This window comes from Micromonospora sp. KC207 (assembly GCF_004348615.1).
GTDB lineage: Bacteria > Actinomycetota > Actinomycetes > Mycobacteriales > Micromonosporaceae > Micromonospora.
Genome location: NZ_SMKJ01000196.1, coordinates 1 through 13717, shown reverse-complemented (window position 1 = coordinate 13717; position 13717 = coordinate 1). Strand labels below are relative to the sequence as shown.

3 protein-coding genes are annotated in these 13717 nt (G+C 75.3%); all 3 read right to left on the bottom strand.

Annotation, left to right across the window (positions count from 1 at the left end; translation table 11 throughout):
• The coding region (locus E1258_RS22220; protein WP_132404516.1) for a type I polyketide synthase at positions 1-6633 on the bottom strand (6633 nt) is incomplete at its 3' end.
• Positions 6626-11554 carry a type I polyketide synthase gene (locus tag E1258_RS22215; RefSeq protein WP_371688659.1) on the bottom strand — a complete coding sequence of 1643 codons (4929 nt, stop codon included), beginning with the start codon at positions 11552-11554 and terminating at the stop codon, positions 6626-6628. The genes E1258_RS22220 and E1258_RS22215, both read right to left, overlap by 8 nt.
• A 68-nt stretch (positions 11555-11622) precedes the next feature.
• A partial coding sequence (locus E1258_RS22210; RefSeq protein WP_132404512.1) for a type I polyketide synthase occupies positions 11623-13717 on the bottom strand: 2095 nt, incomplete at its 5' end.

Sequence of the window (13717 nt, the reverse complement as noted above, 5' to 3'; positions counted from 1 at the left end):
ACCCGACACAGACTCGCCATCAACCACCGCCGTCAAACCACGCAAAAAATCCGACCGGCTGGCACCACACACCACAGCCCGATGCTCAAACACCGAACGCCCAGTAGCCAACGAAAAACCCACATCCCGCAGGTCCCGGTCCGGCTCCTCGTCCAGGAAATCGAGCAACCGCTCCGCCTGAGCCCGCAACGCCCCCGCACTACGCCCCGACACCACCCACGGCAACGTGCCCACCACAGCCGGCCGCCCCGCCGGAACGGGCTCAGGCACCTGCTCGATGATGACGTGGGCGTTGGTGCCACTGACCCCGAACGAGGAGATCCCGGCGCGACGGGGGTCCCCGTGCTCGGGCCAGTCGACCGGCTCGGTCAGCAGGCGCACCGCGCTGGACGACCAGTCCACCTCCGCCGATGGGCTGTTGACGTGCAGGGTGCGCGGCAGTTCGCCGTGCCGCATGGCGAGGACCATTTTGATCACGCCGGTCACCCCGGCTGCGGCCTGGGTGTGGCCCAGGTTCGACTTCACCGATCCGAGCCACAGCGGACGCTCGCACTCCTGGCCGTACGTCGCCAGCAGCGCCTGCGCCTCGATCTGGTCGCCGAGTCGGGTGCCGGTGCCGTGCGCCTCGACAGCGTCCACATCGGCTGCGGTGAGGCCGGCGTCGGCCAGCGCCCGGCGGATCACCCGCTGTTGGGCCAAGCCGTTCGGCGCGGTCAGCCCGTTGGAGGTGCCGTCCTGGTTGACCGCGCTGCCGCGCAGCACGGCGAGGACCGGGTGGCCGTTGCGGCGCGCCGCGGACAGCGGCTCCAGCACCAGCATCCCGGCGCCCTCGGACCAGGCGGTTCCGTCCGCGTCCGCGGCGAACGCCTTGCACCGGCCATCCCGGGCGAGGCCGCCCTGCCGGCTGAACTCCACGAACGTCTCCGGGGTGGCCATCACCGCTACCCCACCGGCCAGCGCCAGATCACACTCCCCCTGCCGGAGCGCGTGCGCCGCCCAGTGCAACGCGACCAACGACGACGAGCACGCGGTATCCACACTCACCGCCGGCCCCTCCAGCCCGAGGGTATACGCGATCCGGCCGGTGACGATCGAGCCGGTGCTGTTGCTGCCCACGTAGTCGTGGAACTGCACGCCGGCGTACACCCCGGTCAGGCTGCCGCGCAGGGTGGCGGGGTCGATGCCGGCGCGCTCCAGAGCCTCCCAGGAGACCTCCAGCAGCAGCCGTTGCTGGGGGTCGAGCATGGCCGCCTCGCGGGGTGGGACTCCGAAGAAGCCGGGGTCGAAGTCGCCGGCGTCGTAGAGGAAGCCACCGTGGCGTACGTAACTGGTGCCGGGTCGGCGGCCGGCCGGGTCGTGCAGGGCCGCCAGGTTCCAACCCCGGTCGGTGGGGAATTCGCCGATCGCGTCGACGCCGTCCGCGACCAGCCGCCAGAGGTCCGCCGGGCTACGTACGCCGCCGGGCAGCCGGCACGCCATGCCGACGATGGCGATCGGCTCGGCGCTCCGGCGGGCTGGCCGGCGCTCCTCGACGGTGGCGGGACCGGCGGCGGCTAGCTCGACGGCCAGGTGCGCGGCGAGGGCGGCGGCGGTCGGGTAGTCGAAGGTCAGGGTGGCCGGCAGCCGTAGGCCGGTCGCCGCGTTCAGCGCGTTGCGCAGCTCGATGGCGGTCAGCGAGTCGAAACCGAGCTGCTGGAACTGGGCGTCCGGGGGCACCTCGGCGGCCGATCCGTGGCCGAGCACGCCGGCCACGGAGGTACGCACCAGGTGCAGCAGGGCACCCGCGCGATCCGGCCCGGCGAAGCCGGTGAACCCACCACTGGGCCGGGCCGCCGCGCCGCGCCGGCCGGCCAGCTCGTACAACGGCCGGGGCAGTTCCCGGACGGTGGAACGCAGCGCGTCCAGGTCCAGCCGCACCGGCAGCACCGTCGCCTCGGTGCTGCCCAGCGCCGCGTCGAACAGGGCCAGACCTTCCGCAATGGACAGCGGCTCGATGCCGCTGAGACCGGCGAGGTGCCCGCCGGCACCACCCTCGCCCATGCCGGCGGACCACAGTCCCCAGGCGAGCGACTGGGCCGGCAGGCCCTGAGCCCGGCGGTGCTCGGCGAGCGCGTCGAGCACGCTGTTCGCCGCCGCGTAGTTACCCTGCCCGGGGCCGCCCAGCAGGCCGGAGACCGAGGAGCAGAGCACGAACGCGGACAGCCCGGCGGTCAGCTCGTGCAGGTGCAGCGCGCCGGCCGCCTTCGGGCCGAGAACCGCGTCCAGCCGCTGCGGGGTCAGCGCGGTGAGCACCCCGTCGTCCAGCACCCCGGCGGCGTGTACGACGGCGGTGAGCGGATGCGCGGCGGGTACCTCGGTGAGCAGCCGGGCCACCGCCGCGCGGTCGGCCAGGTCGCAGGTCGTCACCCCGACGTGGGCGCCCAGGCCGCTCAGCTCCCCGGCCAGCTCGCTCAGCCGGGCGGTGTCCCGGTGTCCGACCAGCAGCAGGCGTCGCACCTGCCAGCCGGTGACCAGGTGCCGGGCGAGTTCGCCGCCCAGCGCACCCGACGCGCCGGTGACCAGCACGGTGCCGTCCGGCGCGAACCGGGGCGGGGCGACCTCGGTGGTGGTGACCCGGCGGATCCGGGGGGCGTAGAACTGGCCGTCCCGAAGCGCGAGCTGCGGCTCGCCGGTCGCCAGCAGCTCCGCCAGCAGCTCCGGTACCCGCGCCGGATGGTCCGCGTCGAGCAGCACGAACCGGTCCGGGTGCTCGGCCTGGGCGGAGCGCAGCAGCCCCCAGACCGCGGCGGCGGCCAGGTCGGTCACCTCCGCATCGCCGGCCGGCACGGCACCCCGGGTGACCACGACCAGTGTGCCGGTACCCGGCCGGGCCAGCCAGTCCTGCACCGCGTGCAGGGCCCGGTGGCCGGCGGCCCGAACCGTGGCCGGGTCGAGCCCACCGGTCACCTCCAGCAGCTCCGCCGCCACCGGTGCCGTGCCGCCACCGGTCGGGATCCGCTGCCAGGCGACGCGGTACAGCGGGGCGGCCGCGGAGACCGGGGCGACCGGCCGGAAGACAACGGTGTCGATCGAGGCGACCGGCGCGCCGGCGGCATCCGCGACGGTCACCGCCCACCGATCGGCCCCGGTCGGGGTGAACCGGACCCGGGCCGGCGGGGTACCGGTTCCGTGCGGCTCCACCCCGGTCCAGGAGAACGGAACCTGCCCGGTGCCACCGCCGTCGGAACGGGTCAGCGCGTGCGTGGCGGCGTCCAAAGCGATCGGGTGCAGGGTGTACCGGTCGCCGGGGCCGGTCGCGCCGTCGGGCAGCCGTACCTCCGCGAAGATCTCTTCACCCCGCTGCCACGCCGAGCCCAGCGCCTGGAAGGCGGGCCCGTAGTCGAGACCTGCCGCGGCGAGCTCGGGGTAGAGCCCGTCCAGCGGGATGAGCCGGGCCCCGGCGGGCGGCCACTGGGCGAGGTCGGTGCCGGGTTCGCCGGTAAGCGGGCGCGCTGTGCCGGTGGCGTGCCGGGTCCACGGCTCGTCCCGGTCGGCGTCGGCCGGGCGGGTGTAGACGCCGATCGCGCGCCCGCCGGTCGGGTCGGCCGCCTCGACGGTGACCTGGGTTTGCACGGCTCCCCCGGCCGGCAGCCGCACCGGCTGGTGCAGGGTCAGCTCCTCGACCCGACCGCAGCCGACCTGAGCGCCGGCGCGCAGGGCCAACTCGAGCAGCGCGGTCCCGGGCAGCGTCGGTACCCCGGCGAGCGCGTGGTCGGCGAGCCAGGGCTGCTGGTGCACCGACAGCTGGCCGGTCAGCACGGTGCCCTCGGTGCCGGCCAGGGTGATGGCGGCACCCAGCAGCGGATGCCCGGCCGGGTCCAGGCCGGCGCCGCTGACGTCGCCGCCGCGCGCCCGCAGCCAGTAGCGCCGGCTCTGGAACGGGTACGTGGGCAGGGCCACCCGGCGGGCGGGCCGGCCGGCGAAGACGCCTTCCCAGTCGGCGTCGGCGCCGGTGACGTGCAGCTGGGCCAAGGCGGCCAGCACGGTGTCCGGTTCGGGGCGGTCGCGGCGTAGCATCGGGGTCAGCACCGCCGGTTCGGGCGCGCCGGCGAGGCACTCCCGGGCGAGCGCGGTGAGCACCCCGTCCGGGCCGACCTCGACGAACCGGGTCACCCCGGCGGCCCGCAGCGCCTCGATCCCGTCCCGGAACCGGACCGTCTCGCGCACCTGCCGTACCCAGTACGCCCCGGTACGCAGCTCTCCCGCGGTGGCCACCACACCGGTCACATTGGACACCACCGGTACGGCTGGCTCGGCGTAGGCCAGCCCCTCGGCGACCCGGCCGAACTCGGCCAGCATCGGCTCCATCCGGTGCGAGTGGAACGCGTGCGAGACGCGCAGCCTGGTGCTGGTCGGGAACCGGGCGGCGAGTTCGGTCACCGCGTCCGCGTCGCCGGAGACGACGACAGCGTTCGGGCCGTTGACCGCGGCCAGGCCCACCCGGTCGGTCAGCAGCGGGCGGATCTCGTCCTCGGTGGCGGCGAGGGCCACCATCGCGCCGCCGGGTGGCAGCGCCGCCATCAGCCGGGCCCGCTCGGCGACCAGGGTGCACGCGTCGGCCAGGGAGAGCACGCCGGCCAGGTGCGCCGCAGTCAGCTCGCCCAGCGAGTGCCCGAGCACCAGATCCGGCACGATGCCCCAGCTCTCCAGCAGCCGGGCCAGCGCGACCTGCACCGCGAAGAGCGCGGGCTGGGCGTACCCGGTGCCGTCCAGCAGCTCGGAACGGCCGATGGCCTCGGACAGCGGGTGGTCCAGGTGGAAGCCGGCGCACACCTCGTCGAAGGCGACCGCGAAGGCGGGGAAGGCGGCGTACAGCCCGCGCCCCATGCCGGCCCGCTGCGCGCCCTGCCCGGACAGGAGCAGCGCGGTGAGCCCTTCGCCGGCGGTACCCCGCAGCACAGCCGGATCGGGCATGCCGGTGGCCAGCGCGGCCAGCGCGCGCGGCCCGTCGGCCGGCCGGTCCACCAGCACCACCGCGCGATGAGCCAGCGGCGATCGGGTGGTGGCCAGCGAGTAGCCCAGGTCGGTGGTGGCGGTCGCCGGCTCCGCGGCCAGGTACGCGGCCAGCCGACCGGCCTGGGCGCGCAGCGCCTCCGCCGTCGCCCCGGTGACCGGCCACGGCACCGGCCCGGTCACCACCCGGGCCTCGCCGGCCGGCTCGGCCACGGCAGCCGGCTCGGCCACGGCAGCCGGCTCGGCCACGGCAGCCGGCTCGGTCGACTGCTCCAGGATGAGGTGCGCGTTGGTGCCGCTGACCCCGAACGAGGACACCCCGGCCCGGCGCGGGTGGCCGGGCCACTCGCGCGCCTCGACGAGCGGCCGGACCGCGCCGGCCGACCAGTCCACCTGGTCGGACGGCTCAATGATGTGTAGCGTCCGGGGCAGCTGCCCGTGCCGGATGGCCTGCACCATCTTGATGACTCCGCACACCCCGGCGGCGGCCTGAGCGTGCCCGAGGTTCGACTTGACCGAGCCGAGCCACAGTGGACGGTCCGCGGGGCGGCCCTGCCCGTACGTGTCGAGCAGCGCTTGCGCCTCGATCGGGTCGCCCAGCGTGGTACCGGTGCCGTGCGCCTCCACCGCGTCGATGTCGCCCGCGGTGAGGCCGGCGTCGGCCAGTGCCCGGCGGATCACCCGCTGCTGGGCCGGGCCGTTCGGCGCGGTCAGCCCGTTGGAGGCGCCGTCGGAGTTGACCGCGGAGCCGCGGATCACCGCCAGCACCGGATGTCCGTTGCGCCGGGCGTCGCCCAGGCGTTCCAGCAGCAGCAGGCCGGCGCCTTCGGACCAGCCGGTCCCGTCCGCGGCCGCCGAGAACGACTTGCACCGGCCGTCCGGAGCCAGCCCGCGCTGCCGGCTGAACGCCACGAACGGTCCGGGCGCGCTCATCACCATCACGCCGCCGGCCAGTGCCAGCGTGCACTCGCGCCGCCGCAGCGCCTGCCCGGCCAGGTGGATCGCGACCAGCGAGGAGGAGCAGGCGGTGTCCACGGTCAGCGCCGGCCCTTCCAGGCCGAACGCGTAGGCGACCCGGCCGGAGATGACCGATGCGGCGTTGCCTGTACTCAGGTAGTCGTCGATCAGCTCGGCGGCGGCCGGCGCCAGGTTGTCGTAGTAGTCCTGGGCACCGCTGCCGATGAACACGCCGACCGGCGCGGTGCGCAGCGAGCGGGGTGGGACCCCGGCCCGCTCGAACGCCTCCCAGGCCAGGTGCAGCACCAGCCGCTGCTGCGGGTCCATGGTGACCGCCTCGCGGGGCGAGATGCCGAACAGGCCCGCGTCGAACCCGGCGGCGTCCGGCAGGAAGCCACCGGTCCGCACGTAGCTGGTGCCCGGGCGGTCGGGGTCGGCGTCGTAGCGGACGCCGGTCGGCCAGCCACGGTCGGTGGGAAACGGCCCGATCGCGTCCACGCCCTCGGCGACCAGCCGCCACAGCTGCTCCGGGGTGTCGGCGCCACCCGGGTAGCGGCAGCTCATCGCGACGATGGCCAGCGGCTCCCGGTCGGCGCTCTCCAGCTCGCGCAGCCGGTCACGGGTTTGGTGCAGCTCCACGGTGGCCCGCTTCAGGTATCCGAGAAGCCGTTCGTCGTCAGCCATTCGAGCTCCTCGTCACCCGGTCGGATCCCAGCTGTTGGTCGAGAATGTCGAGTACGTCGTCGGCGGTCGCCCCATCGAGCAACTCCTCGATGCCCGCCCGCCCACCGGTACCGGCAAGTGCCCCGTGTACCGCGTTCGCCAGCGCTTGCAGCCGGGCGGGCAGGGCACAGCGCTCGATCTCGGCGGCGGGCAGCCCGGCCACCAGCGCTTCGAGCTGATCCAGCAGGACGGGCAGCGGGGGTTCCGGTGGGCCGCCGCCGAGCCGGGTACCCAGGTATTCGGCGAGTGCCCGTGGACTGGCGTGGTCGAAGGCGACGGCGGCCGGCAGCTTCAGCCCGGTCGCGGTGCTGAGCCGGTTACGCAGGTCGACCGCGGACACCGAGTCGAAGCCGAGTTCCTTGAACGCCCGCTCCGGGGCGACCGCCGCCGCTTCTTCGTGCCCGAGCACCACCGCCGCCTGCTCGCGTACGAGCGTGAGCAGTGCCCGGGACCGTTCGGCCGGGGTCAGGCCGGCCAGCCGCGCCGCCAGCGGTGCCGCGTCCGCGGCTTCGGCGGACGCTCCGGGCCCGGCCTCCCGGTCCAGTGCCGCGCGGGCGTCCGGCAGATCCCGTAGCAGCGGCCGGTGCCGGGCCAGCGTGTAGACCGGGGTGAACCGGGCCCAGTCGATGTCCGCGATTACCAGCCCGCTCTCGTCCCGGCCCACCGCCTGGACCAGCGCCTCGACGGCCAGCGCCGGGTCCAGCGCGCCCAGCCCGAGCCGGCGCAGCTGCTCCCCGGCGGCCTCGTCGACCATGCCGCCACCGCCCCACGATCCCCAGGCGACGCAGGTGGCGGGGTACCCGCGGGCCCGGCGGCGTTCGGCCAGCCCGTCGAGGAACGCGTTGCCGGCCGCGTACCCCGGCCGCCCGGCGCTGCCCCAGATCGCCGCGCCCGAGGAGAACAGCACGAACGCTTCCAGTGGATAGTCGGCGAGCAGCTGGTCCAGGTGCACCGCGCCGGCCACCTTGCTCCGGATGGTCGCGGACAACTCGGCCGGAGAAAGGTCGGCCAACGGGGTCTCCTCGGGTAGCACCCCGGCCGCGTGCAGCACGGCAGTCAGCGGTGGCCCGCCAGCGAGCCCGTCGAGCAGCGCGCGCAGTGCGGCGGCGTCGCCCACGTCGCAGGCGGTGATGGTCACCTTGGCGCCGAGCGCGGCTAGCTCGGCCGAGAGCTCGGTGGCCCCGTCGGTGGCCGGCCCGCGCCGGCTGGTCAGCACCAGGTGCTCGGCGCCCGCCCGGGCAAGCCACCGGGCCAGGTGGGCACCGACCGCGCCGGTACCACCGGTGACCAGGATGGTGCCGCGCGGCCGCCAGGATCTGGCCGGAGCCGGAGCCGGAGCCGGAGCGGGTGCCCGCACCAGCCGCCGGGCCAGCAGTCCGGATGGGCGGATGGCGAGCTGGTCCTCGCCGTCCGGGTTGGCCAGCACGGCGCAGACCCGGTCCGCGGCCCGCGCGTCGAGCGGCGTGGGCAAATCGATCAAGCCACCCCAGGTGTCCGGCCGATCGAGGGCGAGCACCGTCCCCATGCCCCAGACCGAACGGGCCTCCGGGTCGACGTCGGCGTCGTGCTCGACCCCGGCCGCACCCGCGGTCAGGCACCACAGCGGGGCGGTCACGCCGGCGTCCGCGAGCGCCTGCACCAGCAGAACGGTGCCCGACAGCGGCGGCGGCACCGCCGCGTCGACGAGCACGGCCGGCGCGTCCCGGCCGGGCACGCCGGCTGCCCCGCCCGGCACCGGCCGGTCCGGGCCGGGCAGCGCATTCGGCGCCGGCCGTGCCGGGCCCGGCAGGGCGGCCAGGGAGAGGACACCGGCGGGGGTACGGTCGGCGAGCGCGGCCCGGATCCGTTCGGCGAGCGCGGCCCGGCCGGTGCCGTCCAGTTCGGCGTACCGCACGGTGGCGCCGTGGGCGGCCAGCCGGTCGGTGAGGATCCCGGCCAGCGGGGCGTCCGGCGGCGCGACGAGCAGCCAGGTGCCAGTGTGGATACGCGGCGGCGGGTCGGGCAGCGGGCGCCAAACCAACCGGTACCGGCAACGGTCCACGGCCGCGTCGCGCACCTGATCGGCGTGCCAGCTGGCGAGGGCCGGTAGCACCGGGGCCAGCCGTCCGGCGTCCAGGCGCAGCCGGGCACCGAGCGCCTCGGCGTCGCCGCGCCGCACGTCCTGCCAGAATCCGCCGTCCACCCTGCCCTCCGGCCGGCTCTCCGGGGCCGGCGGGGTCGGGTCCAACCAGTAGCGCCGGCGGTGGAACGGGTAGGTGGGCAGCTCGGTCCGACGACCACCGGGGCAGAAGGCGGACCAGTCCGGGGTGGCTCCCCGGACGTAGAGTTCGGCGGCGGACGCGGCCAACCGGTCGAGCCCGCCCTCGCCACGGCGCAGCGTTCCGGTCACCACCGCCGGCAGGTCCACCCGCTCCAGCGTCTCCTGCATGCTCAGCACCAGCACCGGATGCGGGCTCACCTCGACGAACCGGACATGACTGGCGGCGGCGAGGGCCCCCACCACCGGAGCGAACGCGACCGGCTGGCGCAGGTTGGTGAACCAGTAGCCGGCGTCCAGGGCAGTCCCGTCGACCCACTCGCCGGTGACGGTGGACATCATCGGTACCGTCCCGGCGCCCGGCTCGACCGGGGCCAGATCGGTGAGCAGCCGGTCGCGGATTTCCTCGACCTGAGCGCAGTGTGAGGCGTAGTCCACCGGTACCCGCTTGACCCGCTCCACCCCCGCAGCGGTCAGCTCGGCCTCGAGCGCGTCGAGCGCCGCGCCGTCGCCGGACAGCACCACCGACGCGGCGCCGTTGTCGGCGGCCACCCAGATCCGGTCGGGCCAGCCGGCCAGCCGGGGGCGGATCTGCTCGGCGGGGAGGCCCACCGAGAGCATGCCGCCCCGGCCGGCGAGCACGTCGCCGATCGCCCGGCTGCGCAGGGCGACCACCCGGGCTCCGCCGTCCAGCGAGAGCGCGCCGGCCACGCAGGCCGCGGCGATCTCGCCCTGGGAGTGGCCGATCACCGCGTCGGGCACGATGCCGTAGGCGGACCAGGCGGCGGCCAGCGCCACCATCACCGCCCACAGCGTCGGCTGCACCACGTCCACCCGGGCGGCCGGCGGGGCACCCGGTTCGCCACGCAGCACCGCGGTCAGCGACCAGTCCACGAACGGGGCCAGGGCCCGCTCGCACTCGGCGATCCGCGCCGCGAAGACCGGGGACTCGGCGAGCAGCCGGGTCGCCATGCCGGCCCACTGCGACCCCTGCCCGGGGAACACGAACACGGTACGCCCGCGCAGGTCGGCGTACCCGGTGACGGTCCCCGCGCAGGCCCGTCCGGCGGCCAGGTCGCGTAGCCCGGCCAGCAGCTCGGCCCGGTCGGTGCCGAGGACCACGGCCCGGTGCTCGGCCGCCGACCGGCCGGCCAGCGTGTACCCGATGTCGACCAGTCGCTCGTCCGGGTGGGTGGCCAGGTGGGTGGCGAGCCGGTGGGCCGACTCGGCCAGCGCCACCGGCGACCGGGCGGACAGCACCAGCGGCACCACGGCAGGGCCGGTGACCGGCGCGGAGCCGGTGACCGGTGCCGGGGCGGGCGCCTGCTCCAGGATCACGTGGGCGTTCGTGCCGCTGATCCCGAAGGAGGAGACCGCCGCGCGGCGCGGCCGGCCGGGCTCCGGCCAGTCCCGGGCCGCGTGCAGCAACTGGACCGTGCCGGCGGACCAGTCGACGTGCGGGGTCGGCCGGTCGGCGTGCAGGGACCGGGGTAGCCGGCCGTGCCGCATCGCCAGCACCATTTTGATCACTCCGGCGACCCCCGCGGCGGCCTGCGAGTGGCCCAGGTTCGACTTGACCGAACCAAGCCACAGTGGGCGGTCCGGGGGCCGCTCGCCGTACGCCGCGATGACCGCCTGCGCCTCGATCGGGTCACCCAGCGCGGTGCCGGTGCCATGCGCCTCCACAGCATCCACATCGGACGGCACGAGACCGGCGGCGGCGAGCGCCCGCTCGATGACCCGAACCTGGGACGGGCCGTTCGGGGCGGTGAACCCGTTGCTCGCCCCGTCCTGGTTGACCGCGGAACCACGGATCACCGCCAGCACCGGATACCCGGCCCGCAACGCGTCCGAGAGCCGGGCCAGCACCAGCACACCGGCCCCCTCCGACCAGGCGGTTCCGTCGGCGTCGCCGGAGAACGACTTGCAGCGGCCGTCCGGGGCGAGCCCGCGCTGCCGGCTGAACTCGACGAACATCTCCGGGGTGGCCATCACGGTGACCCCACCGGCCAGCGCCAGCGTGGCGTCGCCGCGCCGCAGTGCCTGGCCGGCCAGGTGGATGGCGACCAGCGACGAGGAGCAGGCGGTGTCCACGGTGACCGCCGGCCCTTCCAGGCCCAGGCTGTACGCGACCTGGCCGGAGACCAGACTGCCACCCGGGCTGCCGAGCAGGTAGTCGTGGTACATCAGGCCGGCGTACACGCCGGTGGGGGTGCCGCGCAGGGCGGCCGGGTCGATGCCGGCCCGCTCCACCGCCTCCCACGCGACCTCCAGCAGGATCCGCTGCTGCGGGTCGGCCCGGCGGGCATCGCGCGGGCTGATCCCAAAGAAGTCCGCGTCGAATTCCGCCGCGTCGTAGAGGAACCCGCCGTGCCGCACGTAGCTGCGGCCGGGCTGCTCGGGATCCGGATGGTAGATGCTGGCCAGGTCCCAGCCCCGGTCGGCGGGGAACTCGCCGATCGCGTCCCGCTCGGCGACCAGCAGATCCCACAGCTCCGCCGGCGAGCCGACCCCGCCCGGATAGCGGCAAGCCATACCGATGATCGCTATCGGTTCGGTGGCGTCGGCCTCGCTGTCCCGCAGCCGCTGCTTCGCCTCCCGCAGGTCGGCGGTGGCCCGGCGCAGGTAGTCGCGGAGCCGGTCCTCGGTGCTGGTCGGCTCGCTGATTTTTCTGATTCGCTCGCTGGGCTCGCTCATGAGATGCCCAGCTCGTTGTCGAGTACCTGGAAGAGCTCCTCGTCGCTGGCCGCGTTCAGCAGGACCGGTTCGCGGTCCGGCGGGTCGACGGCGCGCCAGCGGTGCAACAGCGCCTCCAGCCGAGTGGTGATCTTGGTCCGGTCCACCGGGGTCGCGGCCAGGGCGGCCAGCGTCCCGCCGAGGCGCTCGATCTCGGCGAGCGCCGGCCGGGTGGGGTCGAGTTGACCCGGATCGAGCCGGGCCCGCAGCTCGCGGGCGAGCGCCGCGGGCGTCGGATGATCGAAGGCCAGGGTGGCCGGCAAGGTCTGCCCGGTCAGCGCGCCGAGCTGGTTGCGCAGCTCGACCGCGGCCAGCGAGTCGAACCCCAGGTCCTGCAGCGCGCTGGTCGGGGCTATCGCGTTCGCGGACGGGTGGCCGAGCACCGCGGCGACCCGGGCGCACACCACGCCGAGCAGAAAGTCGTCGCGCTCGGCGTCCGGCAGCGCGGCGAGCTGCCCCGGCAGGGCGGCGGCGATGGCCGCCGGCCGGTGGGGTGCCGGCGGGCCGGCCAGGTCACGCAGCAGCGGCGGGGCCTCCTCGCTGGCGCGCAACGCCGGCAGATCCAGCAGCAGCGGTACGACGGTCGCGTCCGGTAACCCCATCGCGAGGTCGAACAGGGCGAGCCCGCGCTCTGGCGAGAGCGGCGGGGTGCCCAGCCGACGCAGGCGAAGCAGCCCGGCTTGGTCCAGCTCGCCGGTCATCCCACCGGCGGTGGTGTCCCACGGTCCCCAGGCCAGGGAGACCGCGGGAAGGCCGGCCGCCCGGCGGTACCGCGCCAGCCCGTCCAGGAAGCCGTTGGCCGCCGCGTAGTTCGCCTGCCCGGCGCCGAGGGCCAGGCCGGCGGCCGAGGAGAACAGCACGAACCCGCCGAGATCCCGGTCGCGGGTCAGCTCGTGCAGGTGCCAGGCGCCATCCACCTTGGGGCGCAGCACGGCGGCCAGCCGGTCGGCCGTCATCGCCTCGACCAGTCCGTTGTCCGCCACGCCCGCGGCGTGCACCACGGCGACCAGCGGATGCCGCTCCGGGATGGCGGCGAGGAGCTGCCGCAGATCATCCCGATCGGCGACGTCGCAGGCCGCGAGCTGGACGTCGGCGCCAAGCGCGGCGAGCGTGTCGCGCAGTTCGGCGGCCCCGGGCGTTGCCGGTCCACGCCGCCCGGTCAGCAGCAGGTGACGCACCCCGTGGTCGGTGACCAGATGCCGGGCGAGCAGCGCGCCGAGCCCACCGGTACCGCCGGTGATCAGCACGGTACCCGCCGGGTCCCAGCCGGAAGCGGCGCCGTTCGCGGGCGCCGCAGCCAGCCGTGGGACCAGCAGCTCGGTTTCCCGAATCGCAACCTCCCGGCGGCCGGTGGCCAGGGCGGCACGTACCTGAGCCGGCGAGATGTCCCGCCCGTCGCCGTCGATGAGCAGGAACCGGCCCGGGTGCTCGGCTTCGGCGGCGCGTACCAGGCTCCACACCGCCGTGGCCGCGAGGTCCACCCGGTCGCCGGGGCGGGCCGCCACCGCGCCGGACGTGAGCACGGCGAGTTGGGAGGAGCCCACGGTCTCGCCGAGCGACAGCCAGTCGCGTACCGACGTGAGCACTCCGGCGGTGACCGCGTGGACGTGTGCCGGGACGTCGACCGGATCGGTCGCCGCAGGAACGGTCAGCGTGACCGGATCGACGGTGGCCGGGCTCATCTCCGGGGCGGGTATCCAGTCCAGCCGGAACAGCGCGTCGCGGCCGGGGTGGTCGACCTCGGCCGCCGGCCGGGTGATCAGGGAGTCGATGGTGGCGATGGGAAGCCCGGCCGGATCGGCGATGGTCAGTGCGACGGCGTCCCGACCGGCTGGCGAGATGCGCACCCGCAGCACGGAGTGGCCGGCGGCGTAGAGGGTGACACCGCTGAAGTGGAACGGCAGCACCGGACGGTTGGACCCGCCGTCCCGCCCGGCTTCCCGGCCGAGCAGGAGGGTGTGCAGGGCGGCGTCGAGGAGGATGGGGTGGAGGGTGTAGCGGTGGTTGGTGGTGGTGTCGGGGAGGTGGACTTCGGCGTAGATGGTGTTGTGG